Raw genomic sequence first — 25,007 nt, forward strand, 5'->3', positions numbered from 1 at the left:
GGCGCACCCGCTAGCGAAGCCTGTCGCCGCTTAGGTGCTCGTAGAGCCGACAACCGGTCCAGCACGCACCGGCGAATCCCGCGTATCCGGCCGATGCGCTGCAGAAATGGAAATGGGCGAGCGAGCTCCGGTGGTCCAGGCGGCCGGGGCCGATGTTCTGTGGCGTCATGTTCGAGCCGTACGAGTGACCGGCCGGGCTGTGGCAGTAGCGCTGATTCGTCGTCGGGCTACCGGTCATCTTGAACACCATGTGCCTGCGCAGGCCAGGCACGTAGTCGCGCTCCATCACGTCGAGGATCGCGTCGAAGATCTCGCGCTTCTTGTCGCGGTAGGCGCGCGGATCAGCGAGCTTCAGGTCGCGGAAGCGCGCGTGGTCGGCGACGGTCAGGAACTGGATGATCTGCTGGCCCTCGCGGCAGTCGCCCTTCACGTCGGTGAGCAGGCCAGGCGTGGTGACGGCGAAGCTCGGCCGCGAGTAGTCGCCACGCAGCAGCATATCGTGGAACGCCTGGTTCAGATCCGGATGTTCGGCGTGGAAGAGATTCCAGCGGCCGAAGCCGTGGTCGCGCAGGTCGATCCCCTCGACGACGCAATAGGCCACGAAGTTCGATGGGGAGTAGTCGTAGTCGAGCTTGCGGCGCACCGAACGCGAGAAGTGCCCCAGGCCGATCATCTCGGCCGCCCGCCGCGGGTCCATGTTGCACACGACCTCGGTGCCGCTGTGTTCCGCGACCGGCCCGGTCGGTACGCCGCTGTCGTCGACCTGTTCGGCCACCACGCCGCGCACCCGATCGCCGTCGAGCACGAACTCGATCACCTTGTGCCCGGTCAGCACCTCACCGCCATGCTTCTCGATCACGCCGACCAGCGAGTCGATCACGTGCTCGAAGTGTCGGGTGGGGTAGTACGCGCCGCGGGTGTAGCCGACAAACAGCATCACCCAGGCAAAGAAGGAAAGCTGGCCGGGCGGCAGCAGAAAGTCCGGCCATTGCAGCGCGAGCAAGGTCTGCGCCTCCAGAGGCAAGCCGAAGCGATCGAAGACCTGCTGCAATGTTGCCTTGCGGTAGCGCAGCACCCGGGTGAAGCGGTGCAGCCGGGGCAGCAGCGCCAGCGTGCTCAGCGGCTCCGGCAACGCGTCGATTTCTTCTGCAGTGCGCCGCACTTCTTCCACGAAGCGCGCCAGCGGCCCGGCGTGCCGGGGGAAGAGCCGGCCCAGGCGCGCCGCGAGTTCGTCCAGGTCATAGGGGATGTCGAGCGCGTAGCCCGGCATGCGCATGTGGTCGAAGCCGTTGCGGTCGTATTGCTCGAAGGTCACCTCGTCGGCCAGGCCCAGCTTCGAGAGCAGGCGGTGCACGGTCTGCCCCTCGCCGCAGTTCCACACATAGTGGAGCTGGGCGTTGAAGCGATAGCGTTCGCCCATCTCGAAGGTGTGGCCGTAGCCGCCGGGCAGTGAGTGTGCCTCGAGCAAGCGCACCCGCTTTCCGGCTCGCGCCATCAACGCCCCGAACGAGAGCCCCGCCAGTCCGCTGCCGATGATCAGGTAGTCGGGCTGCATGGCCCCGAGGCTACCGCAATGCCGCCGGCACGCAGGAAGGCCGGCCGTCGTTGTGTTGACGGAATGTGGCGCGTGATCGCCAACGCGCCCGCGTACCGGCTCATTCGAGCACGCCGGGGCCGACCACCTCGAAGGCCCGGAAACAGGCCATGGCGGCGCCGCCATGCTGGTCCAGCGCTCTGGCTCAGCGGCCAACCTCAACATCAGGCTGCATGGCCTGGTGCCGTATCGTGTGTACCGGTGCGACGCGGACGGCATGCACAGTTTCGTCGAGGCGGGCGCGCCCACCGACGACGAACTGGACGCACCGATGACCAGCCGGAGACCGACCCCCTGTGGAACGCGATCGTCGGCAGCGGCGGTCAGGCCAGCGAATGCGGCTGGTGCAAGGACAAGTGGGGCCTGTCGTGGCAGATCACGCCTCGCGCGCTCACCGCAGCGCTGGCCGACCCCGACCGGGCCGCGGCCAAGCGTGCCTTCGAGGCGATGATATCCATGGGAAAGATCGACATCGCCGTGATCGAGGCGGCGCGGCGTGGTTGACGCGCCGCGGCATCGAGGCGGATCGCCGGACACGGACGATCACGCGGCGCTCAAATGACGCGGGCGCTGCCACCGAAGTGTGCAGCGCCCGCGGGTCTGGCTACAGAACCAACTACAAGAGGTAGGGCTCCGCCCCAAACCGAGACGTCTTAGACATGTCACCTCCTTTCGCAGTTGATCGGAACCCGTAGCGTACACCTTCCTGAGGTGCCCGTAGGGCTGGGCGCGGCGCCGACGGCGTGCCCCAGTGTTCGTCGAGGTGGGCGCACCCACCGACGATGGGCTGCACGCGCTGCTGCAGACGATCATCACCCGGCCGATCAAGCTGCGCACGCGCCGGGGCGTGCTGATGGCGGAGACGGAGCGGACACGCAAGCTCGCAGGAGCATCGGCCGCCCTGCCAGATGCATGGCCATGAGCCTTCCCATCGAGCGTCGAATGCGGTCTATCCACTCACTTGGGCCAACCCGCGGCTGCGGGCCGCCTTGGCCGGGCAGCGGAGCAAGCTGCGCCCGTTTCCCGCCGCCCGGCCGAGCCGTCCTGCCGCCGCGGGCGGCTCAGCCCAAACGATGGGCCGCAAAGCGACCAGTTTGCACACGCACCTTCTTGCCAGGCTGCGACAGTTGCGTGAAGCAAGACCTTTGGTTTGCTCCCTCTTCCTCCCAGTGACCGAAGCATGTTGACCATTGACGACGTCCGGGCCGTGCCGCTGTTCTCGACACTCGCCGAGCCGGAGCTCGAGCAGCTTGCGCAGACCTCTGCCGACCTGCACCTCGCGCCTGGGGAGTTCGCGGCGCATGAGGGTGCGGACGAGCGCGCGCTGTACGTCGTTCTCTCCGGCAAGATGGAGGCCATCAAGTTTTCGCCGGAGTCGAGCGCAGGCTCGGCTGGCGCCTTCCAGGCGTGTTTTTCGGCGAACTGCCGATTGCGATCGGGACGCCGCTGTACGGAAGCTATCGTGCGTCCGAACCCTCTCGCGTCATGCGCGTGGGCATCCGCGAGTATTACGCGATCGCCGCGGCATCGCCCGAGATTGCGCTGAAGGTGGCGGCGCTGGCGCGCGAGCGCATCGGCGGAATGCAGGGCATCGCGGCCGAGTCGCCCAAGCCCCGCGTGATCATGGTCGGGCACCGCTCGGACAAGGCCTGCAGCGATCTGCGCGAGTTCCTCGCCCGCAACCAGATCTCCCACGAATGGATCACGCCCGATGCGCCCGACCTGGGGGCGCGCTGGCCCGGACCTCCTCCGGCGGACGCGGATTGCCCGGTGCTGCTGCTTGCCGACGGAACGCGCCTCAGTCGGCCCGCGACGCGTGAACTGGCCCAGCACCTCGGCCTGCAAACGCAGGCGCGGTTCGCCGACTACGACACCGTCGTCATCGGCGGCGGCCCATCGGGCCTGGCGGCGGCGGTGTACGGCGCGTCCGAGGGATTGCGCACGCTCGTGATCGAGCGCGAGGCACCCGGTGGGCAGGCCGGAACCTCCTCGCGCATCGAGAACCATCTTGGCTTCCCGAGCGGGGTCTCGGGTGACGAGCTCGCGAGCCGGGCGCTCAAGCAGGGAATGCGGCTCGGCGCGGAGATCCTGGTCACGCGCGCGGTCGATCGCATCGATCCGCAAACGCGTGAGATCCACCTCGATGGCGGGGATGTCGTCCGGGCCCGCACCATCATCCTTGCGACGGGAGTCTCGTGGCGCCGCCTCGAGATCGAGGGATTCGATCGACTGATCGGCAAGGGCGTCTACTACGGCGCCGCGCGCAGCGAAGCCTCGGGGACGCTCGGACTCGATGTCCACCTCATCGGGGCCGGCAACTCGGCCGGCCAGGCGGCCATGTTCTTTGCGAATCACGCGCGAACCGTGACGCTCGTCGTCCGGGGCGATTCGCTGGAAAAGAGCATGTCGCATTACCTGATCGAGCAGCTCGCCGGGAAGTCCAACGTGAAGGTGCAGTTGCGCTCGGAAGTCGTGTGCGCGTACGGCGACACGCACCTGACGGCGTTCGACATCCGCGACAACGCAAGCGGCGAGGTGCGCCGCGAGGACTGCGGTGGCGTGTTTGACTTCATCGGCGCCGACGCCGAGACTGCTTGGCTCCCGCAGAGCATCGCGCGCGATGCGCGCGGCTACGTCCTGACCGGCGACGACGTGGTGAAGGCCGGGCGCTGGCCGCTCGAGCGAGACCCCTACCTGCTCGGAACGAGTGTGCCGGGGGTCTTCGCCTGTGGGGACGTGCGCCTGAGCCCGGTCAAGCGCGTCGCCGCCGCGGTCGGCGAAGGCAGCATGGCGATTGCGTTCGTCCACAAGTTTCTTCAGCAGAGCGCTTGGCAGCGCACGACGGGCGAACGAATCGTGATGAAGTCCCGCGTCCTCGTGCTGGGTGCCGGTTTCGGCGGCATGGAGCTGTCCACCCTGTTGTCGGAGGCGCTCGGAGAACAGGCCGACGTGACCGTGATCGACAAGGGCGACGCCTTCGTCTTCGACTATTCCAAGATCGACGTGATGTTCGGCAAGGCTAGCCCGGAGTCGGTGCGCCTGCCCTACCGCAACTTTGTCGAGCCCGGCGTGCGCCTGGTGCACGAGACGATCACCGCGATCGATCCCGTGGCGCGGCGCGTGACCACCAGCGGCGGCACCTACGAAGGCGAGTGCCTGGTGGTCGCGCTGGGCGCCGACCACGACCTCGCCGCGACGCCGGGCCTTGCCGAGGACGGCAACGAGTTCTACTCGGTGGCGGGTGCAAGCCGGGTGCGCGAGATCCTGCCCGCGTTTTCCAGGGGCCATGCGATCGTGGGCGTGTCCGCCTTTCCCTTCAAGTGCCCGCCGGCGCCGAGCGAGTGCGTGCTGACGCTGCACCACTACCTCGCGACGCGCGGCGTGCGCGGCGCGTGCGACCTCACGCTCGTACTGCCGCTGTCCAGCCCGATGCCGGCCTCGGCCGACGTCTCGAAAGCGCTCGTCGACGCGTTTGCCGAAACGGGCATCACACTGCTGCTGGGTCGCTCGGTCAGGGCACTGGAGCCGGCGCGCAAGACCGCCGTGCTCGACGACGGAACCGAGTTGCCCCATGCGCTGTACCTCGGCGTGCCCAAGCACCAGGTACCGCTGCCGGTGCTGGAAAGCGGCCTGGCAGTGAACGGCTGGGTGCCGGTCGACGTGCGCACGCTGGAGACGCGCTTTCCCGACGTTTACGCCATCGGCGACGGAGCCGCGACGGGGCTACCGAAGGCCGGGTCGTTTGCCGAGAGCGCAGCCCGCGCCGTAGCGAGCTCGATCCTCGCCAAGCTCGGCATCGGCGAACCGGCGCCCAATACGGGAACTGGCAGTTGCCTGGTCGAGTTCGGCGACGGCCGCCTCAGCTGGGCGGACCTGGATTTTTTGACCGGACCGAACCTGAAGAGCGTTTTCCACCCGCCCTCGGTCTCCGGGCGGGCGCACAAGTTGCGTTTCGGATCCAGCCGCTCGGCTCGTTGGTTTGGGCTCTGACACCTGCCGTTCGATTCATCACTGAACACGATCCGACCACCCCTGCCAGCGCTTCGGGCATTGGGCCGAAATCCAAGTGCACGAGCGAGATGAGTCGCCAAACTGTCCACACACTTTGTCCACACACTTGCCGGCGTCCAGGCCTCTTGGGTCGCCACCTCGGCAGGCAATTCCGCTGGCGTTGACCCCAGTGCGCTCCCATGCCGACATCCCCTGTCGCGAGACTGACTTGCTCCTTGGTCTCGTGCAGTTGAACCGACCTCGTGCTTGCGCAGGAGATTTCCATGGTGCGACAACTCCTTGGTGGCGCGCGCGGCCCCGTCAGGCGTCCAGGAATCAAAGAACAAAGTTCAGAAATCGATGAACCTCGTGTCGAACGTCGCCCAGCTCTGAATCAAAAATACAGGTGAATCAATCACTTCGGCGCGACGGATTCGGTGGATCCCGAACCACCTATTCATTCAAGGCTGAACCATTCAGGCTTCGCTTCACTGAAGTCTGAACTCGCCCATCGCCCTTGGTCGTGCCAGTCCAGTGAGCTTTCGATATCCGCGCCAGTGTCCTGGGAGCGGCGGATACCGAACTGTCTCCGCGTTCAATTGATCGGCCCGGGGCGCGAGGTCCGCTGTCTGCTCACGCCTGGCTCAATGGCGGTGGCGGGAGGTGGGACGCCATCTCTTGGCTCTCGCTGCATCAGACTGATTTCTGCCAGTCGGGGGGTGCACGTCAAGCCAACGCTGTCGGCGAGAGCGATCTTGGACTGTCTTGAGCCTTGTCGAATGCGAACTCTCGATCCGAATCGGACACGCCCACCGCTCATCGCGCCAGGAAGAGCGCCGGATCGACCGGCGTCGCGTTCAGATAGACGCTGAAATGCAGATGGGCTCCGGTCACGCGACCGGTCGCGCCAACCCGGCCGATCTGCACGCCGGCGTCGACGATCGCACCGACGGTGGTCTCGATCTCGGAAAGGTGGCAGTACAGCGTTAGGAACCCCTGACCGTGGTCGACGATCACGGTGTTGCCGTTGAAGAAGTAGTCGCCAGTGTCGGCCACTGCGCCGGCAGCAGCGGCGACGACCGGCGTGCCCGCCGGTGCGGCGATGTCCATACCGCTGTGCGGATTGCGCTTCTCGCCGTTGAAGATCCGGCGCAGGCCGAACGACGACGATCGCGTTCCCTCGGCCGGGCTCGCGAGCAGCAGTGTCGCCGGCTCGTGCGACGCCGTGAAGCGGCTCGACACGTCGGCGAGGTGGATGCGCTCGCGTTCGTAGCGCATCAGATCCTGCGGCGACAGATCGACATGCCGGCGAGGGACCGTCAGCCGCTGCTCGGCGTAGCGCTTGGGCTCGAGCGCGAGCGCGATCTCACGCGCCGGGCCGTCGCCGGCGAATACGCTGAGCGTGTGCCGCCGCTTCGGATCTGCAGCAAGCCCGATGCCGACGACGGCTGTCCAGAATCCCGGCCGTTCGGGCTTGGACAGCACCATCACGCGGCGGCCATCGAACGTTGCCGACGGGCGCAGCGCCGCGGCGCCGAGTTCGACGATCGCGACACCTCCCGGCACTGCGGCAACGCGTGGCAGCCTTGCCCCTGAGGCACGCGCGACCCACGGCGCGGCGACTCCGGCTGCGAGCGATGTGAGAGCGAGGCGACGCTGCACGATGCACGCTATCGTAGCCGCGCGCTGGGCCGCGAATGCCGCTCGCACCGCACGGGCGTGATCACGTCGCCGCATGCGAACGAAGGGCGGCTGAAGACAGGCCTGAGTCAGGCGCGGTCGATGACCCGAACGACGGCGATGGCCGTCACCGGTCATTCGACTGCCGGCCGGTCGTTACCGTGCCGCGCGCCGACGAGGCGGTGGTGCTCCATGTCGAGGACAACCCTGCCAACCTGGTGCTGGTACAGGAGATCGTTCTGCGCCACCCGGGCACTCGACTGATCACGGCGCCTTCGGCGCGTCTCGGGCTCGATCTCGCGCGCGGCGCCTCGACCTGATCCTGCTGGACATCCACCTGCCCGACATGAATGGGTACAAGGTGCTTGAGCAGTTGCGTGCACTCGAATCGACACGGGCCGTTCCGGTCCTCGCGCTGACCGCGAATGCCATGCCGGGCGAGGATCTGAAGGCGCTTGGCGCCGGCTTCAACGAGTTCGTGACGAAGCCAATCGACGTGCCCCGATTTGACGCGCTTCTGACCTGCCACCTGGCCGGGCGCGAGGTGCCGCGCGGCTAGAGTGCGGTACACCCGCCCGAGGACCACGGCCACAACAGCGGGGCGCTGCCCAAGGCGCGGCAACCGACCACGATGGAAATCGCTACCTGATCAGTACAGCCCTTGACCGCGACTGCGAATCCGCGCAGCGTGCGGGCCAGTGCCGTGCAGCGGGAGTTCTTCAGGTGACCGCCTTGCCGGTCCATCGGACACAGCACGCCAAAAGGAATGCCAGAGAGCCACCCCTGACCACCGACATCCGATGACGGCGCCGGTCAACATTGAGGCTGCCTTGACCTGAACTTGTCCGGCGAGGCCTCCGAACTCGAGGTCCGCTTCTTGCCTTGACCCCGAACTCACGGACCCGGCCATCTGCGGTCGCACACGACCGACGGCGTCAAGGCGAGTTGAAGATCATCGTGGCCGGTCCCTCGAGGGTCCGCGCCGCGAGCGACCGCTGAACTCGCGAAGCGTGCGGTCGAGGTCGGCCGATAAGCCGGCGTCGGGCGGATGACTGCTTCCACTTCGGGCGAACTCAACAAGCCGACCCGTTGCCGACATCCGGAGTCTTGACCTTGTTCGTGCAAAGCCGCCGCTCGCGGCGACATGCCGAGCGAGCCGGATGAGCCGTCACGGCTGTGGAGACTGTCTGGTCGGCCGCTGTCATGCAGGTGGCGCACTGCACGCGGACTGAGGGCGCCCACAGTTGCCAGCATCTGGCGGCCAAGCCATCGGCAGGCAAGCGCAAGCGCCAGCAGGTCGAGGCCCGCCAGAGTGGATCCTGCCCAGCTTGCGATCCAAGTTTGATCAACTGTACAATTTGTCCGATTGATCAATTTGACCATCGTCATGAATTCGACTGCCCCAACACCTGCTGCGCCGATGTCGGCTGGCTTGCCGCTTCAAGTGGTCGCCCGCGGAGGCGAGCCTGCCTCGCACGTCCGGGGTCCATGGCTGCAACGGCGGTGGTGGTGGCTGATCGTGCTTCTCGCCACAGGGGCAGCGGGTGGCGCTGTCCTGCTCGATCAGCCAGCGGCCCTGGCCCCGGGGCTTGGATCGGTCCGGCCGCAGCCAACCGCTGACGTACCGCCTCACGTCGCGGCCCTCGGCCGGCTGGCTCCGTCGGGCGAACTCCGCACGCTGGCTGCGCCGTTCGGTGCCGGCGATGCCCGGGTGGCGGAGATCCTGGTTACCGAGGGTCAGCAGGTGCTGGCCGGCACGCCACTGGCCGTGTTCGACAGTGCACCGGCACTGCAAGCCGCGCTTGCCGTCGCGGAGCAGCAGCTGGCCAGCCGCCGGGCGGCGCTGGCTCAAGCCGAGCGGGCCGTGTCGTCCAGCCAGGCCGAAAGTGCCGCAGCGTTGGCCCGGGCCGACGTAGCGGCACGTGCTGCCGAAGTGGAGTACCAGCGCTGGGCAGCGCTGGTCGACCAAGGTTTCGTGTCCCCGGCTGCCGCCGACCAGCGCAAGGCCCTGCGCGACGAGGCGGCGGCGGAGCAACGTCGCGCGCGTGCCAGTCTGGCCCGCCACGCCGGCCAAGGCTTGGAGCAGCCTGATCTGTGGGTGGCGCAACGCGCCGTCGAAGCGGCAGCGGCCGAGCGCGATCGGGCCGTGAAGGACCTTGCCCGTGCCATGCTGCGCGCACCCGGCGACGGCACGGTGATCGCCGTCCACGCGAAGCCGGGCGAGCGTCCGGGCGGCGCCGGTGTGCTCGATTTCGGCGACACCCGCGTGATGACGGCCGAACTCGAGCTCTATCAGGCCGATGTGACCCGAGTCGCCACGGGCCAGCAAGTGACGCTGCACTCGCCCGCGCTCACGACTCCCCTGTCCGGCGTTGTCAGCCGCATCGGCTTGAGCGTGGGCCGCCAGCGACTGACCGACACCAGCCCGGGCGCCAACGTCGACGCCCGCGTCGTGCGCGCTACGGTGGTGCTGGATGAGGCCTCATCGGTCCGCGCCCGTCGCCTCGTGGGCCTGGAAGTGCAGGCCGACATCGAAACCGGCACACCATGAGCACCGCCGCCTTGCCGCGCGGAAGACTTGCGCGTCTGGACGACGCCGTGGGCCGCGCGATCGAGCGCGCGCTCGGCCGCCTGCCCATCGGCTGGCTGCAGTTGCGCCACAACCGCACACGGCTCATCGCCGCCATCGGTGGCGTGGCCTTTGCGAGCCTGCTGGTGCTGATGCAGTTGGGGTTCCAGGGCGCCTTGGTCGGCAGCATCGGTCTGCCGTACCGCGCGCTGGATGCAGAACTGCTGATCAGCGCCTCAGACATGAACACCCTGGCCGATGCCAACCCGGTGGCTCGCGCCCGCCTGCTGCAGGCGGCCTCCGTGCCCGGTGTGCGCAGCGTGACGCCGGTCTACCTGGGCCGGCTGGACTGGCGTCAGCCCGACGGCACGCTGCGTGCCCTGGACGTGCTGGGCTTCGAGCCGTCGACCACGCCGCTGCGCGCCGCGGAGATCCGCCGCCAGCAAAACGTGCTGGCAAGGGCTGACACCGTGCTGATCGACATCCGCACCCGCAACATCGACTCGGCCGCGTTGCTGGCGGCCACGCCCTCGGCGCCCCTGCGCCTGGAGATGCGCGGCCGCAGCCTGCAGGTGGCGGGCCATTTCTCCATTGGCGGCGGCTTCTCGGCGGACGGCTACCTGCTCGCGTCCGACCAGACCTTCCAGCGCCTGTTCCCCAGCCGCAGCGCCGGCGCGCCCAACCTGGGCCTGGTCACCCTGGCGCCCGGCGCCGACCGTTCGGCGGTCACCCAGGCGCTGCGCGAACGCTTCGGTGGCGCCGACGACGTCAAGGTGCGCCCCTTGGAGGAGGCCATCGTCGGTGACCAGCGATTCCAGACCACGCAGCGGCCCATCGGACTGATCTTCGGCTTCGGAATCGTGATCGGCGTGCTGGTGGGCATCGTCATCGTCTACCAGGTGCTGGCCAGCGACGTGGCTGACCACTTGAAGGAGTACGCCACCCTCAAGGCCGTGGGCTACCCGCCACGCTTCTTCCTGGGCATCGTCTTCGAGGAGGCCGTGATCCTGGGTTTGCTGGGCTTCGTGCCGGGGCTGCTGGCCTCGATCGGCCTCTACGCCGCGGTAGCGGCCCAGACCGGCCTGCCGTTGGAAATGACGGCCGCGCGCGCCGCTGTCGTATTGCTTGGCACGGTGGCGATGTGCACCTTGTCGGGTGCGATCGCCACACGACGACTGACGCGCGCCAATCCCGCGGAGCTGTTCTGATCGTGGCGCCGACCACCAGTCCAGGTCTCTCTTCGGTGACCGTGCGCGGACTTCAGCATTGGTTCGGCGAAGCCGAAGCGCGCAAGCAGGCCCTCTTCGACATCGACTTGGACATCCATGCCGGCGAACTGACCGTGCTGATGGGTGCCTCGGGCTCGGGGAAGACGACGCTGCTCACCCTGGTGGGCTGCCTGCGGGGCTTGCAGCACGGCAGCGCGCGCCTGCTCGACCAGGAGTTGCTGGGCGCCGACGAGGCAACACTGGTGCGCATGCGCCGCCAGCTGGGCTTCATTTTTCAGGCCCACAACCTGCACGACAGCCTCACGGCGCTGCAGAACGTGCGCCTGGGCCTGGCAGTGCACGGCGGCCGCGCCGACCGCGAGTGGGAGACCGCCGCCACGCACCTTCTCGGCCTGCTGGGCCTGGGCGAGCGCCTGCACTACCTGCCTTCGCGGCTTTCGGGCGGGCAGAAGCAGCGCGTGGCCATTGCACGGGCGCTGGTGGGCAACCCGCTGGTGGTCTTGGCCGACGAACCGACCGCCGCGCTCGACCGCGACTCGGCACTGCAGGTGGTCTACCTGCTGAAGGCACTGGCGCGGGAACGCGGCACCACAGTGCTGATGGTCACGCACGACAGCAAGGTGATCGATCTTGCCGACCGCATCGTGACCATGGAGCAGGGCCGGCTAGTGGGGGACCGTCGGCCGGCTGCTGAGGTGTAATCCGCCGCATGGCCCGTATGTCCGCCACTGGCAACCCACGCAGCGACGCCACCCGGTCGGCGCTGATCACCGCCGCAACCGAGGTGTTCGCGCGATCGGGCTTCGAGTCCGTCGGCACGCGCGACATCGCTGCGGCGGCGGGCGTCCACCCGGCCCTCATCGGCTACCACTTCGGAAGCAAGGAGGGACTGTACCTCGCCGTGTTCGAGCACATCGCCGCGACGATGGAAGAGCGGATCGGCCCGGCGCTGGCGGGCATCGACCAAGTCCTTGCCAGCCCTGGCCCCCCGGCAGAGCTGGCCCAGCGCAGCCTGGAGCTGCTGGGCCAGCTGTGCGACGCCATGCTCGCCACGTTGGCCGACGAGACGAGTGGCCCCTGGGGCCCGCTGATGATGCGCGAACAGCAGGCGCCGTCACCCGCCTTCGATCTGATATACGAGCGCTTCATGGAGCGTGTACTGGGCACGATGACCCGGCTGGTGCTCGCCGCCGACCCCACGCGCACGGAGCCGGCGGCCCGGCTGACGGTGGTGAGCCTGATGGGTCAGGTGATGGTGTTCCGCGTGGCTCGCGCCGGTGTGATGCGACACCTGGACTGGAGCCGAATGGGGCCAAACCAACTCGCGCAGGCTCAAGGCATCGTGCGCGAGAACCTGCGGCGAATCTGCTCCGAAATGCCACAGCGCACCTCAGGGGCAGCGACCCCTGTTCCATCCCGCTCCGGCAAGTCACCGAGACGAAGTTCCTGACCTCCTTCGATCAGCCCACCGCTTGCTCGCTGCTTGCATGAACCAGGCTGGGTGAGTTGCCCAGTAGCTGCCCTTAGTATGTGACGGCTCCTGGCCGGGACTGCCAGACCGACAAAGCGCCACTTGACTGCCATTGGAGGCGGCCGCCCGTGGCACGGCGGCCCGAGCGGCCGGGACAAATGACGTCAGATCTCGGTCTGCTCCGAGATCTCCAGTGCGACATCCACTTCGATACCAAGATACCTCACCGTCGACTCCAGCTTGGAGTGTCCAAGCAGCAGCTGAACGGCGCGAAGGTTCTTGGTGGCCGGTAGATCAGCGTCGCCTTTGTCCGTCGCATCGAGTGCGTCCCGTAGTCGGCGCGGTCCAGTCCCAGTTCGTCGACCCAGTGGCCAACAATCCGAGCGTACTGACGGGTTCCGAGATGGGTGAGTCGCGGAGCCGGCTGGGGAACAGGAAGTCCTCTGTCCTTAGCCCGGTCTGCTTGATCCATGCTTGCAAGGCGTCCCGGGTGGACTGCGTGATCTCGACCTGCACTGGGCGTTGGGTCTTGTGCTGCATGACGATGGCGCGTGACGCCATCTGGTCGCCATGGCACACGTCCCGCACCCTGAGCGCGACGAGGTCGCATCCGCGCAGCTTGCAGTCGATGCCCAGGTTGAACAGGGCCAATTCGCGCACCCGGCCTTCCATCTGAAGACGGACGCGCAGCGCCCAGATGTCCTTTGGTTTGAAGGGTGCCTTCTGCCCGACGATCTTGCCCTTGTTCCACGGCTCCCGATGAGTGGCGATGCCTGGGGTTTCCATGTTGGTCTCCATGGAGTGGAGGGCCACGCAGGATGCGTCTGCAGACACCGTTCGTATCTGGGTTCCGTCAACCAGCCAATGCCGGCACCGGTTCCCCGTGGGGGTCGGCTGTGGGGAGTGCGAGTGGGCTCGCGGTCCCGGCCAGCAGCAGACCGTCGATCCGACGACACGAACCAGTCGTCCGCGTCAATCCAGCGTGAAGCGGATGCGCTGGCTGCCCGGTCCAAGCGTCTCTGCCAGGCCATCCACCTGGGTGACGCGCCCAATTCGCGTGTAGCTGTAGCTCGATGGGAAGGTCTTATAGAAGACGACCAAGGTGTCACTGCCGTACAGCATCACGTCACCGGTCCGGATCGTTCCCGGCCGTTTCGTATCGGTCGGCAAGCTTCGCGGCAACCGAACGTGCTTCTCGTTGTCATTCAGGTCGGGCATGTCGAGCGTCATGGGGAGCATCTGCACAAACGCCCGCGCGGTCGGGTTCTCTTCCAGAGTCACGGCAAAGCGGTGTGTGCCGTCGATGATCATCCACATCCGGGTCTGCTCCTGGGCTGCCGTGGCACCTCCTGCGGGTCGAAGGCCGTCCGCGGCTCGGCCATCGCCGATGCCGATCATCGCGAGCGCCGAGGCCACGCACAGCCAGGCGACCTGGCGCAAATGCCAGCTGGCGGGACCGAACGATGAGCGCAACACAGTCTCCTTCATCCGCTTGCCGGGATGCCAGTGCCTCACATGCCTCAGGCCAGGCTCTGCTTGAAGAACGACTCCAGCCGGTCGAAGGGAATTTTCTTCACGTCGTCGTACAGACCGACGTGATCCGCATTCGGCACGATGACCAGTTCCTTAGGTCCCGAGGCCGCCTTGTACACGTCTTCCGAGAAGTAGCGCGAGTGGGCATTGGCGCCGGCCACCAGCATGATCGGCCGTGGCGCGATCATGTCGATGTTCGCCGCCATCGGGAAGGCGAAGAAGGCCATCGGCGTGGTGGCCGTCCACGCGGAGGCGGAGTTGATCGAGCGGGGGTGGAAGCCACGCGGTGTGCGGTAGTAGTTGTAGAAGGCGGTGAGCACTGGATTGGCATCGGCCGGCAACTTTTCGGGCAGCGCGCGGTTGCCCTTCATGAGGTTGCCCTTCTCGTCGAACGGGACCTCGTGGAAGCCCGGCGCGAAGTGACCCTTCTCGGCGTCGACCCAGCGTTGCCGGCTCAGGTAGTCGATGACCTTGTGGCGCTGCTCGCGGGTGTAGCTGTCCTTGTAGCTGCGGCTGATGCTGCGCGACATGTCGTACATGGAAGCCGTCGCCACCGCCTTGATGCGTGAATCGGCGCTTGCGGCCGTCAGCGCCATCCCGCTCAGGCCGCAAATGGCCATGATGCCGATGCGATCGCGATCGACGAACGGCAGCAGGCCGATGTGGTCGATGGCGGCGCTGAAGTCTTCCGTGTTGATATCGGGCGATGCCACATCGCGCACGTCGCCGCCGCTTTCGCCGGTGAACGACGGGTCGAATGCCAGGGTCACGAAGCCGCGCTCGGCAAGCTGCTGTGCATACAGGCCGGACGACTGCTCCTTGACCGCGCCAAACGGGCCGCTGAGCACGAGCGCCGGCAGCTTCTGGCCGTCGCGCTTCTTCGGCTGGTACAGGTCGCCAGCCAACGTGATGCCGTACCGGTTCTTGAAGGTCACTTTCCGGTGCGCCACTTGCGTGCTCTGGGGGAAGGTCTTGTCCCACTGCCGCGTAAGCGGCATGCGCTGGCCTCCCGGCGAAGCGGCAGACGATTGAGCCAGGGCAACTGGCGCGGCGGCAAGTCCAGCGGCGCCGATGGAGATTGCACCTTGCAGGGCGAGGCGGCGAGAGATCGGGTTGTCCATGTGTCACTCCGTTGAATCGGTCGTTGCCGGAATTCTGTGCATGCGACGAGGAGCGGACTAGCTGTCCAATGGTGATCTTTCTTATAAGATGAGCTAATCAAAACACCGGGGCTGAATCCTTGCCGCGGCGCAACCTGAACGACTTGGTGGCCTTCGTCACCGTGGCACGCGAGGGCAGTTTCACGCGTGCCGCCGCGGTGCTGGGTGTGACCCAATCGGCCCTCAGCCAAGCCGTTCGCGGACTGGAAGAGCGGTTGCAGATCCGCCTGCTCGCCCGCACGACGCGCAGCGTGGCGCCCACGGCCGCCGGCGAGCGCCTGGCGCGCGCCATCGGCCACCGTCTCGACGAGATCGAGGCGGAGCTGGACGCACTGACCGAGCTGCGCGACAAGCCCGCAGGCACGGTTCGCATCACCTGCGGCGAGCACGTGCTGCAAAGCATCCTGATGCCCAGGCTGACGTCGTTGCTGCGTCACTACCCGGAAGTCACGCTGGAGTTCGACATCAGCTACGGATTTCGCGACATCGTCGCGGACCGCTTCGACGCCGGCGTGCGCATCGGCCGCACGATCGACAAGGACATGATCGCTGTGCCGATCGGCCCGCCACTGCGCATGGCCGTGGTGGCCTCGCCGGCCTACTTCGCGACCCACGGCAAGCCCAGGACGCCCGCCGAACTGACGGCGCATCGCTGCATCAACCAGCGCATGGCGACCTCCGGCGGGTTGTACGTCTGGGATTTCGCACGGCGCGGGAAGGCGATCAATGTGCGGGTCGACGGACCGCTGATCTTCAACACATCGCCGCCTCAGGTCGATGCGGCCGTCGCCGGACTCGGCATCGCGCTGTTGCCCGAAGACGAAGTGTCGGCGCCCCTGGCAGATGGTCGGCTCACGCGCGTGCTCGAGGATTGGTGCCCGCCGTTTGCGGGCTATCACCTCTACTACCCCAGCCGTCGTCAGCCGTCGCCAGCGTTCCGTTTGGTGATGAACGCTCTGCGCTACGAAGCGTGACCTGCGGTCGCGGGTTTCGAGCGCGTCGCATCAGAGTCAGCGCCCCCTCTGCATGAGTGTCCGCTCGCTCGCTTTGTGAGCGACCACTCGGGGTCGGGCACAGCCGATCGTCTGGTGCGCAAGGGGTCATTCGCGAACCGCCACCCAGCCAGCCACGGGCGAGTGACCGGTGACGAAGGTGCAGCGGTCGATCGTGGCCGCGTCATGGACCGACGGGTGATGGCATGGCCGACCTGTGGCCGTCGGTCGCGAATGATCGAGCTCAGTCTTGACGCAATCCGTCGCCGACCAACGGCCTGAGCAGGCCTAGCGCCGCCCCTCGAGCCGCGCCTTCACGAAGCTGTTTCCGCCGTAGCGCGTCACGCGGGCGTAGTAGCGCTCGGTGAGCCGCTGCACCATCGCGCTGTAGACCTCCATCAGCTCGGGCCGGATGCTGAAGTGGTCGTAGTTGACGATCACGTCCACACGCTCGCCGAGCGGCGCAACGCGCGCCGCCACCTCGCGCTCGATCTCGTCGATGTCGGCATGCCCCTCCACGGCCAGCCCTTCGAAGTTGATGAATAGCATGCGCTTGGCGGCGTCCACGTCGATGCGCGCACCGATGGGGATCGTCAGCATCCGGTTGCGCAGGCCCATCGGCTCTTCGGCGAACAGCCGCGGCTCCATCGGCCGCAGCTCGGGGCTGATCGCGGGGATGAAGTCCATCTGCGCGAGGATGTCGCGCTCCAGGTCGATGCCGGGGGCGATCTCGATCAGCTCGAGCCCGCCGCCCGCGGCGAGGCGGAACACGCAACGCTCGGTGACGTAGAGCACCTTCTGCCCGAGCTGGCGGGCCCGTTCGCCGCTGAAGGTGCGGTGCTCGACTTCGCGCACGAACTTGCGCATCGTGCCCTCGCTGGCGATGCGAACCCGCCCGCCCTCGATGCGCACGTCGAGGTCGCCGGCGGTGAACGTGCCGACGAAGACCACCGCATGCGCCGACTGGCTGATGTTGATGAAGCCGCCCGCACCGGCCAGCCGCGGGCCGAACTTGCTGACGTTGAGGTTGCCCTGCGCGTCGGCCTGTGCGAGGCCGAGCACGGCCACGTCGAGACCGCCGCCGTCGTAGAAATCGAACTGGTTCGGCTGGTCGATGATCGCCTGCGTGTTTACCGCAGCGCCGAAGTTCAGGCCGCCGGCCGGAATGCCGCCGATCACACCTGGCTCCGCCGTGAGCGTGAGCAGCTCGATGATCTCCTCCTCGGCCGCCACGTCGGCCACACCCTCGGGCATGCCGATGCCGAGATTGACCACCGCGTTGCGCGGCAGTTCGAACGCGGCGCGCCGCGCAATCAGCTTGCGCTCGCTCATCGGCAGCGGCTTCAGCGTGTTCTGCGGCACGCGGATCTCGCCGGCATAGGCGGCGCTGTAGGGCGTCGCGAACGTCTGCAGGTGGTGTTCCGGCTTCTCGGCCACGACCACGGCATCCACGAGCACACCCGGGACCTTGACCTGCCGCGGGTTGAGCGAGCCGCGCTCGGCCAGCCGCTCCACCTGCGCGATCACGACGCCGCCGCTGTTGTGGGCCGCCATCGCGATGGCCAGCGCTTCGAGCGTCAGCGCCTCGCGCTCCATCGTGAGGTTGCCATCGGGGTCGGCCGTGGTGGCACGGATGATGCCCACCTGGATCGGGAAGGCGCGATAGAACAGCGCCTCCTGTCCGTCGATCTCCATCAGGCGCACCAGGTCCTCGGTGGTGACGGCGTTGATCTTGCCGCCGCCGTGACGCGGGTCGACGAAGGTGCCGAGGCCGATGCGGCTGAGCGTGCCCGGCTTGTGGGCCGCGATGTCGCGGAACAGGTGCGCGATCACGCCCTGCGGCAGGTTGTAGGCCTCGATCTTCCCGGCCACGGCGAGAGCCTGCAGCTTGGGCACGAGACCCCAGTGGCCCCCGACCACGCGCTTGACGAGCCCGTCGTGACCGAAATGGTTGAGCCCGCGCGTCTTGCCGTCGCCCTGACCCGCGGCGTAGACGAGCGTCAGGTCACGCGGCGAGCCGGTGCCGGTCTCCGCCTCGTTGGCGAGGAAGCGCTCCTCGAGCGCGATGGCGATCCCCTCGGCGAAGCCGATGCCGACGAAGCCGCCGGTGGCCACCGTGTCGCCGTCGTGGATCAGCCGCACGGCCTCGGCCGCGCTCACGATCTTGTCCGGCCGTGCCGGCGACGACGCGCCGGCCATGGTGCTTGCGATGTGCATCTGTCGGGGCGCCCGCGCTTGCTGTTCCGGCGCCGATCATGCCCGAGCGCCGCCGCGCCGCAACTCCGGATCATCGCGGGGCTGGGGCGCTCACCCTGGGGCGGCGCGCCGGCCGCCGCGCGGTCGAGCGTCCGAGCGTCTGGTCGGTCAACTCGCACCCGTCGCCCACTGCCATGGGGTGAAAGCGGATGCCCGCCTGCGGCCGGTCAGGTCGGCGAATCCATGACCGCCACCGGTGGGCGGGAGCCGTCTCCTTGCTGGCCAGGTCGACCAACGGAGGCGCGTTGGATTCGCAGGGGCAGTCGTCGTCCCGTAGCCATCGACCGCGTTACCTGGCGAAGAGGCGCGCGAACGACTGCTCTTCCTGGCCGCGAGCTGGCACTCGCGACCCACTCCTGGCGCTCACTGCCGTGTACCTGTCGCCGCAGAGCTGCCGCACGCGCGGCGCGCCTGATCTTGGAGCCTGGAGCTTCCACACGACGCCCTCTGTTCAGGTTCGCATGGCCACTCGATGAGTCACGTCACGCAGCCACGCGTTGCAGCCTGTGGGTGCTGGGACGTTGTCATGCCCGGTCCGGCTCGCGGGTCAGAACATCCCCGGCACGCAGACCATGCCGGCATACTCCGAGCGACCGCCACTGGCGAAGCTGAACGTGCCGACGGCTGTCATCACGCCGCTGGCACCGAGGAAGTCGCCGGTACCGCCGACAATGGTCTGCAGGTCGACGATCTCGCCCGCGCCGGTCGTCCGAGTGGCGCCTGTGTTGCGCACGTACAGCCCGCCCGCACGATTGCCAATGCGCACGTCGAGGATCGAGCCTGCGGTGAACTGCGCCACCCCGATTGAAAGAGCGTCGGGGGTCGGTACGAAAGTGTCGACGGCGGTCGTAAAGCTGCCGAGGACAACGCCGCTGAAGACACCTTGCAGGCAGACACCGACCATCGAACTGCAGGGGGTCGACGTCGCCAATTGCTCGGTGTAGTGGCCATTGACATTGCGGCAGTCGGCCAGCGCAGGCATGGCAACGCCGCCGGCGCAGGCGATGGCGACCGCGGCGACAGGAAGTGCCGGGAGAACTGGGGCGTGAAGACGCATAGGAAGCCTCCGTGGGTTGCGAAGCGGCACGAGTGGTTGCCGCGCATGCACTGTCGGACCCAAAGGTCACAGCGCCGTCTCGTGATGGTCACTTGATGGTCCCGTGCCGGGACGGAAACACGCGCTCGAGCAACGCCGCGGCCAGTGCGCGGCGGCGCGCCACGCAAAGGGCGCCGACCTCGGCGAGTCCTCTGGACGGGGCCTCGGCCATGACGCCCACGCTTCCTCTCAGCCTCGCCGCGTGCCCAAAGCCTCTTCTAACGGCCGCCCGTCGGGCGCGGCGAGTCGTCGAACTCAGGATCATCACAAGGCGGGCGTCGGTGAAAGACCGGTTGTGACGGGGACCGTCACATCGTGGCTGCAGCCGACAGCAGACCTTGGCCGGTGAGACAAGGCGAATGTCAGCTTCTAACGATCGCGGCTGGCGACTCCCGACCCCAAGGTGACATCCGCGGTCCGCATCTCGTTGCCCCAAACCTGCCGGTCGGGCACGCACACAGGCCCTCGACGCGAGAGTGATTGGACATTCGACCGTCGCGGCGCTTCAAGCGAAAGCGATGCGGTGGCCCTAGACGAGCGTCGGACCGCTGAGGCGGCAACCCGAGGAGCCAGAACAGCAAGCATGCACTGGCAGCTACCTCGCTTGGACGCCTGGGTCCGAGGTGTGGTGACCGTAGCGGCTGCAAGCGCAGCGACCGTCCGATCGGCAGCGGACGGTCATGACTCAGGTCGAGTGCGCGCTACTTGCCGGGCGGACGGAACTTCGCAGCGACCCCCCCGGCCGCCTTCATCGCATCGACCATCTGGCTCATCGTGACCAGTTCGGTCGAATCGACATCGGTAAAGCCACCGCTGGCCATCACGACCATGGTGGCGGTGGACCCGGCAACCGCATTGCCCTCGACGACACAGATGACCTCGCCATTGCCCGAGTACCACATGTGGTGAAGCTTGATGCCAGCAGCCTCGAACATCGCCTTGGCGGCTGCCTCCCGGTCAGAGGGGTTGGCGATCATGCCCTTGAAGGCTTCTTGTGAATACTTGGCTCGGGTCAGATACAGACTCATTGGAAGTGCTCCTGGGTGGTTCCGTTGGGCTGGCATTGCGCACTCCGGCAGCTACAGCCGGCAACAGCTACACCGGCCATGATTCCCGTTCATCGCTGGGCCTCGCCTCCGGTCGGAGTGAGCGCGGACGCTGCGCCAGAGCTTGGATTCTGGCAATCCCTAGGATCACCGTCTTGCAGCTGACGCCACCGAACGTCCAGCCTCAGCCCGAGGCCGCCACCCGCGGAGCCAACGCCACGATCCGCACGTGGCCGGGACCGCGAGTGGACAGCAACATCGGGTTGCTGACGTCTTTGGGTTCCCCAGTCCGAAGGGCCGCTTCCTTGGGCCGTGGTCGGCGAGAGTCGACCCATGTCGGACATCCGCCTGCCGCGATGGACAACGGACATGCAGTCTTGGCGGATGCAGTTGTAGCCTGCCAAGGGCGCGTCTAGCCGCTGCATGAACTCCGCACTGACAGGCCCATGGCGCGCAGCGTGCGCGGCGCGCGCCGTTCCCATCTCAGCGCGGCGCGCCCGACGCCGCCGCGCGGCGGCGCTCCATCGCCGCGTAGAGGGCGCCGAGGCCGACGAGCGACGCCGGCACCGCGACCACGGCCACGAACGCCGGCCGCGAAGGATCGAACTCTTCCCAGGCGCGCCAGGCGCCGACCGTTAGCAGCGCGAGCCAGATCAGCATGCTCTGGATCAGCACGCGCCAGGCGGACCAGCGCGGCTCTGCCGCGAGCACCAGCCCGCCGACGCCCGACAGCGCAAGCCAGCCGCCCATGGCGCACGCCGAGAGCGGCGTCAGCTTCCAGGCCCAGGCGGCGATCGCCGCCTGCGGCACGACCAGCATCCACAGCGCTGTCAGCACGAGCGCGCCGCCGATCACGCCCATCGTCGCGCGCACCGTGGCCGGCACGACGATGGCGCCGGGCTCTATCCGGTGCGGGTCGTGGCGGCGGTTGCGCCACCACAGCGCCGGCACGACGATCGGCGTCGCCACGTAGAGCACGAGCCAGAGCTGGAACGGGAAGTGATGGATGTCGAAGCGCCCCCAGAACAGCACCGTGAGCAACAGCATCAGCCACACGAAGACCGTCACCGGCAGGAAGCCGAGCGTGACTTCGTGCCATCGCCGCACCCGTGTCACGCGAAAGAAGAACCATGCCCCGCCGAGGTAACCGGTGGCGAGCCAATAGGCGGTGAAGTTCGGCGCGATCCTCCACGCGAAGTGCGTCGCGCTGAGGTCCGGTCGCAGGTACAGCGACGCGAACGCGATCAGCAGGAAGGGCACGACGCAGGCGGCAACGACGCGGGTAACGGGCAGCACGTGGTCGTCGGCGCAGTCGTTCTCGGGTGATCGGGCGGTCATCGTCATCTCCACGGCGCCGCGCGGCGCGTGGCAACAGGCCGGCGCCGACCCCGCGGCGGGCACCCGGTCGCGAACTCGGGCAAGGTCATCGTGCCAGATCGCCGGATGCGTGAAAACTGCCGGAACCAGGGCGGCGCGGCCAGCGCCTCATGCTGCCGCGGCGCAGACCGGGCGATGCGCCTGTCCTCCCGCAAGCGGACCCGCAAAGGCACATCACGGCACCCGCGACGCGTTGCCCCCGTGACTCGCGCTCGGGTGTCTGAAGGTCGGTGGCCCCGATCACCTCTCGGTCGGAGGCCGCAGCCTCGACCGACAACTGCGCATCGGCACCGGGCCCCCGGAGGAGGCCCCCCCGCGGAGCGCGCACACAGGCAGCCGGCACGCTGAGCGATTGAAGCTCGCCGCACGGCTCGAGACCGTGCGGGCTCACCACCTCGGGAGCCGATCGTGCACGCCACAGACCGGCAACCCCACCGGGCGCCGGATGGCGCCCCGCTCCACTACGTCTTCAATCCTTCCCACGGGCGGCCTGAACGGCCTGCGACCGCCGGCGGTGATCGCCGACATGAACGGTGACCTCCGCGACGACATTGTGCTCAGGTTCGTGAGCCGGGTCGGCGCGCAGAGCCGCATGTGGCAACAGATCCTGCGCAGCGACCCGGCGCCGCCCGGCAGGCTGGTGCTGCAAGCCTACGGCCAGATCGGCGCCTTCACCGACTACTACAACACCAGCCCGGCGCCGGCGCGCTTCACGGTCATCGCCACCGCCACCGCCACCGACAGCGACGGCGACCGCGACACCGACCTGGGGTGGCTGCGCACCGATGCCGGCACCGTCGGCACCGTGCACGAGGCGGCCTACAACGCCGGCACCAGCGCCTTCGAGCAGCGCACCTCGCAGTCCTGCAGGAATGTGGGCGATGCGAGCAGGCCGGTCACCGTGCTCAAGGTGCTGGCCAGTGCCAGGCACCTGTTCGTAATCGACAGCAACGGCGACGGCCTACAGGACGTGCTGCGAAACAACGCCGCCCTGGACTACAGCGTGTTCATCGCGCTCGCCAAGCGCGACGCCGAGCAGTCGACCTTCTGACCCGCAGGCCTCTCGCCCGCTGCGCGCCGTGGCGACCACGCGCCGCCGGCTCGCGGCGCGACCATCCCCGTGTCGGCCGGTTCGGCCACGCGGCAGAGTGCGAGGCCTGTCACGAATCGCCGGGGCGAATCGTAAGAAGTTGGTAAGCGTCCTTGCCGCGCGTCGTGTCGATACTAAAGTCACGTCGAATCGGCGCGGCGTTCCGTGCCCCACTCCAACCCCAGCCAGGAGCCGTCGCGTGCTCGAACAACAGCAATTCCACGATGCCAATCTGCAACCGGCCGCTTCTGCCTACGCGGCGACCTCGCCGGTGGTGCGCGCCATCGACGTCGGCTTCGGCCAGGTCAAGCTGAGCCTGCGCTCCGGCAACGACGTCGAGTTCACGAGCTTCCCGTCCATGGCGATCCCGGCCGACGGCAGCGCCGTGCGCACGCTCGGCACGCGCCGCCGGGATACCTTCGACGTTCCGGTGCGCGGCGCGCTCTACGAGGTCGGCCGCGACGTCGCGCTCGCCCATGCCGGCGGCAACTTCGGCCGCGACGTGACCGACGAGTTCTACCGCGGCGCGATCTACGAGGCGCTCACCCGCGGCGCGCTGCGTTACATGCACCAGGCCGGCGACCACCTGATCGACGTCCTCGTGCTCGGCCTGCCCGTGAACCAGTACAACGACGCCAAACGGCGCGACTACCTACGCACGGCCTTCGAGGGCTCCATCGACGTCGGCGACGGCAAGACGGTGATCGTGAAGCGGGTCATGGTGCAGGCCCAGCCTGTCGGCGGCTACGTTGCCATCGACGAGCACCTGGACCAGCTCAATGCGGTGATCGCGCGCACCGGCGGGGCGTTGACGCCGCTGCCCAGCGGCGACGCACTGGAGGACCTCGCGGTGCTGATGGTCGATCCCGGCGAACACACGCTCGACTGGCTGCTCGTGCAGCAGGGCGTGATCAATCCGCGGGCCAGCGGGGCCGCATCGGACGCCGGCCGCCATCGCGTCGTGCGCGCCGTGCAGGATGCCCTGAGTGCCCAGATCGGTCGTCCGCTGGGCCCCTCGGTGGAGCCACGCATCAACGATGCGCTGCGCCTGGGCAAGCCGGTGAAGCTGTCGGGTGTCTCGCACGACCTGCGCCAGTTCGAGCCGGTGGTCGTCAGCGTGATCGACGACTCGATCAACCGGATGGTCGACGGCCTGCGCGATGCCCACGAGCTCATCGACCTGATCGTGCTGGTCGGCGGACACCCCGAGCACTATCGCGAGTTGCTCGCCAAGCGCTTCCCGGCCATCCCGGTGTTCGTCCTGCCGGATGCCATGTACGCCAACGTGCGCGGCTTCCAGATGATCGGCGAGGCGGAGGCAGCGACGTCCGATCTGCGCCACTGATCGGCGACCGGCACCCGGCATGCCGACGCTGCAGCTGCAGGTCGAAATCGACAGCGAGGTCCACCCCGAGCTGTACGCGCTGCTCACGGCCGTCGGCCGCGCCTCGCTGCGGCCCGAGCGGTTGCGCCAGCTCGCCGCGGGTGGCCTGATCTGGGAGCACCTGCGCGCCCAGCCGCGGCTCGACGCGGGCGCCGGCCCGGCGCTGGCCGAATCCGCTCGCACGGCCGACGGCTCGGCCCTCGAGCGCGCGCTGGCGCGGGTGTCCGCGGCGCCGGCCGAGCCGGTCTCGGAAGAGCCCCCGGTGTTGCAGGACGTGGTCGAACTCCCTGGCCGTGCCGCGTCCCGTTCGCGGAGTCGCGGCGCGGCAGGCAAGAGCGAGCGCACGCGCGAACCGCGCGAGGCCACGGATCGCGAGAAGAGCGCCGCCGTCTCAGCGACCGAGGCAGTCCCGCCCGTGCCGGCGGACGAGCCGCCGGCCGCCACGACGCCACCGGACGAGACGGTCGCCAAGAAGCCGGGCACGCGCTCGCGGCTCCTGCTCATGAGGGAGCGCGGGCTGTTCAAGAACGGCTGACGCCG

At 68.0% G+C, this 25,007-nt stretch carries 21 protein-coding genes and 2 pseudogenes; 14 read left to right on the forward strand and 9 right to left on the reverse strand.

The window, feature by feature from the left end; genetic code table 11:
• Nucleotides 1-10 precede the first annotated feature (10 nt).
• Nucleotides 11-1,720: an NAD(P)/FAD-dependent oxidoreductase gene (locus Q0599_RS23460; protein WP_298835075.1), complete on the reverse strand. Its 1,710-nt coding sequence runs from the start codon at nt 1,718-1,720 to the stop codon at nt 11-13.
• A 141-nt stretch (nt 1,721-1,861) separates the two neighbouring features.
• On the opposite strand from Q0599_RS23460, the pseudogene Q0599_RS23465 reads away from it, so the two are divergent.
• The 4 genes and pseudogenes from Q0599_RS23465 to Q0599_RS23480 form a co-directional block, all read left to right on the forward strand.
• A pseudogene (locus tag Q0599_RS23465) lies at nt 1,862-2,098 on the forward strand (VOC family protein); the annotation flags it as partial.
• 247 nt (nt 2,099-2,345) lie between these two features.
• A complete protein-coding gene (locus tag Q0599_RS23470; protein ID WP_298835077.1) occupies nt 2,346-2,516 on the forward strand; it encodes a hypothetical protein in 171 nt (56 codons plus the stop codon).
• Nucleotides 2,517-2,774: 258 nt separating this feature from the next.
• The gene (locus tag Q0599_RS23475; RefSeq protein ID WP_298835079.1) at nt 2,775-3,140 is read left to right on the forward strand and encodes a hypothetical protein; all 366 of its coding nucleotides are present in this window, start codon (nt 2,775-2,777) and stop codon (nt 3,138-3,140) included.
• Nucleotides 3,080-5,584 carry an FAD-dependent oxidoreductase gene (locus Q0599_RS23480; protein WP_298835081.1) on the forward strand — a complete coding sequence of 835 codons (2,505 nt, stop codon included), beginning with the start codon at nt 3,080-3,082 and terminating at the stop codon, nt 5,582-5,584. Before Q0599_RS23475 ends, Q0599_RS23480 begins: the two co-directional genes overlap by 61 nt.
• Nucleotides 5,585-6,400: 816 nt before the next feature.
• Here the strand turns inward: Q0599_RS23480 and Q0599_RS23485 are convergent.
• Entirely contained in the window at nt 6,401-7,402 is a 1,002-nt protein-coding gene (locus Q0599_RS23485; protein WP_298835083.1) for a peptidoglycan DD-metalloendopeptidase family protein, read from the reverse strand.
• A 23-nt stretch (nt 7,403-7,425) separates the two neighbouring features.
• Here Q0599_RS23485 and Q0599_RS23490 point away from each other — a divergent pair, with 23 nt between their 5' ends.
• From Q0599_RS23490 to Q0599_RS23515, 6 genes are all read left to right on the forward strand, one after another.
• Nucleotides 7,426-7,584 carry a hypothetical protein gene (locus Q0599_RS23490; protein WP_298835085.1) on the forward strand — a complete coding sequence of 53 codons (159 nt, stop codon included), beginning with the start codon at nt 7,426-7,428 and terminating at the stop codon, nt 7,582-7,584.
• 26 nt (nt 7,585-7,610) lie between these two features.
• Nucleotides 7,611-7,823 (forward strand): response regulator, encoded by a 213-nt coding sequence (locus Q0599_RS23495; protein WP_298835087.1) that lies wholly within the window; start codon nt 7,611-7,613, stop codon nt 7,821-7,823.
• Nucleotides 7,824-8,630: 807 nt separating this feature from the next.
• Nucleotides 8,631-9,815, forward strand: coding sequence for an HlyD family efflux transporter periplasmic adaptor subunit (locus tag Q0599_RS23500; RefSeq protein WP_298835089.1), 1,185 nt, complete (start codon nt 8,631-8,633; stop codon nt 9,813-9,815).
• Nucleotides 9,812-11,041 carry an ABC transporter permease DevC gene (devC, locus tag Q0599_RS23505; protein ID WP_298835091.1) on the forward strand — a complete coding sequence of 410 codons (1,230 nt, stop codon included), beginning with the start codon at nt 9,812-9,814 and terminating at the stop codon, nt 11,039-11,041. The genes Q0599_RS23500 and devC overlap by 4 nt, the downstream gene beginning before the upstream one ends.
• Before the next feature lie 35 nt (nt 11,042-11,076).
• On the forward strand, nt 11,077-11,763 hold the full coding sequence (locus tag Q0599_RS23510) for an ATP-binding cassette domain-containing protein (RefSeq protein WP_298835092.1): 687 nt from the start codon (nt 11,077-11,079) through the stop codon (nt 11,761-11,763).
• An 8-nt stretch (nt 11,764-11,771) separates the two neighbouring features.
• Nucleotides 11,772-12,512 carry a CerR family C-terminal domain-containing protein gene (locus Q0599_RS23515; RefSeq protein ID WP_298835094.1) on the forward strand — a complete coding sequence of 247 codons (741 nt, stop codon included), beginning with the start codon at nt 11,772-11,774 and terminating at the stop codon, nt 12,510-12,512.
• 185 nt (nt 12,513-12,697) lie between these two features.
• Here the strand turns inward: Q0599_RS23515 and Q0599_RS23520 are convergent.
• From Q0599_RS23520 to Q0599_RS23530, 3 genes and pseudogenes are all read right to left on the reverse strand, one after another.
• Nucleotides 12,698-13,319, reverse strand: a pseudogene (locus Q0599_RS23520) (tyrosine-type recombinase/integrase).
• Nucleotides 13,320-13,505: 186 nt separating this feature from the next.
• Nucleotides 13,506-14,006, reverse strand: coding sequence for a cyclophilin-like fold protein (locus Q0599_RS23525; RefSeq protein ID WP_298835096.1), 501 nt, complete (start codon nt 14,004-14,006; stop codon nt 13,506-13,508).
• Between the two features lie 47 nt (nt 14,007-14,053).
• Entirely contained in the window at nt 14,054-15,064 is a 1,011-nt protein-coding gene (locus Q0599_RS23530) for an alpha/beta hydrolase (RefSeq protein ID WP_298835098.1), read from the reverse strand.
• A gap of 242 nt (nt 15,065-15,306) precedes the next feature.
• On the opposite strand from Q0599_RS23530, the gene Q0599_RS23535 reads away from it, so the two are divergent.
• Nucleotides 15,307-16,200, forward strand: coding sequence for a LysR family transcriptional regulator (locus tag Q0599_RS23535; protein ID WP_298835099.1), 894 nt, complete (start codon nt 15,307-15,309; stop codon nt 16,198-16,200).
• Nucleotides 16,201-16,506: 306 nt separating this feature from the next.
• Here the strand turns inward: Q0599_RS23535 and Q0599_RS23540 are convergent, their stop codons facing one another.
• The 4 genes from Q0599_RS23540 to Q0599_RS23555 form a co-directional block, all read right to left on the reverse strand.
• Nucleotides 16,507-18,417 carry an acyl CoA:acetate/3-ketoacid CoA transferase gene (locus tag Q0599_RS23540; protein WP_298835101.1) on the reverse strand — a complete coding sequence of 637 codons (1,911 nt, stop codon included), beginning with the start codon at nt 18,415-18,417 and terminating at the stop codon, nt 16,507-16,509.
• A 604-nt stretch (nt 18,418-19,021) separates the two neighbouring features.
• Nucleotides 19,022-19,531 (reverse strand): hypothetical protein, encoded by a 510-nt coding sequence (locus Q0599_RS23545; RefSeq protein WP_298835103.1) that lies wholly within the window; start codon nt 19,529-19,531, stop codon nt 19,022-19,024.
• 740 nt (nt 19,532-20,271) lie between these two features.
• Nucleotides 20,272-20,598 (reverse strand): GYD domain-containing protein, encoded by a 327-nt coding sequence (locus Q0599_RS23550; RefSeq protein ID WP_298835106.1) that lies wholly within the window; start codon nt 20,596-20,598, stop codon nt 20,272-20,274.
• Nucleotides 20,599-21,099: 501 nt separating this feature from the next.
• Nucleotides 21,100-21,954 carry a hypothetical protein gene (locus tag Q0599_RS23555; RefSeq protein WP_298835108.1) on the reverse strand — a complete coding sequence of 285 codons (855 nt, stop codon included), beginning with the start codon at nt 21,952-21,954 and terminating at the stop codon, nt 21,100-21,102.
• 565 nt (nt 21,955-22,519) lie between these two features.
• On the opposite strand from Q0599_RS23555, the gene Q0599_RS23560 reads away from it, so the two are divergent.
• The 3 genes from Q0599_RS23560 to Q0599_RS23570 all read left to right on the forward strand — a co-directional run bounded on the left by Q0599_RS23560 (nt 22,520) and on the right by Q0599_RS23570 (nt 25,002).
• The gene (locus Q0599_RS23560) at nt 22,520-23,044 is read left to right on the forward strand and encodes a hypothetical protein (protein ID WP_298835110.1); all 525 of its coding nucleotides are present in this window, start codon (nt 22,520-22,522) and stop codon (nt 23,042-23,044) included.
• Between the two features lie 238 nt (nt 23,045-23,282).
• Complete coding sequence (locus Q0599_RS23565) at nt 23,283-24,428, forward strand: hypothetical protein (protein WP_298835112.1); 1,146 nt, start codon at nt 23,283-23,285, stop codon at nt 24,426-24,428.
• A gap of 19 nt (nt 24,429-24,447) precedes the next feature.
• Nucleotides 24,448-25,002 (forward strand): hypothetical protein, encoded by a 555-nt coding sequence (locus tag Q0599_RS23570; protein WP_298835114.1) that lies wholly within the window; start codon nt 24,448-24,450, stop codon nt 25,000-25,002.
• Nucleotides 25,003-25,007 lie beyond the last annotated feature (5 nt).

Origin of the sequence: uncultured Piscinibacter sp. (genome assembly GCF_937952055.1) — a bacterium.
In the GTDB taxonomy this organism is placed as follows: Bacteria; Pseudomonadota; Gammaproteobacteria; order Burkholderiales; family Burkholderiaceae_C; genus Piscinibacter.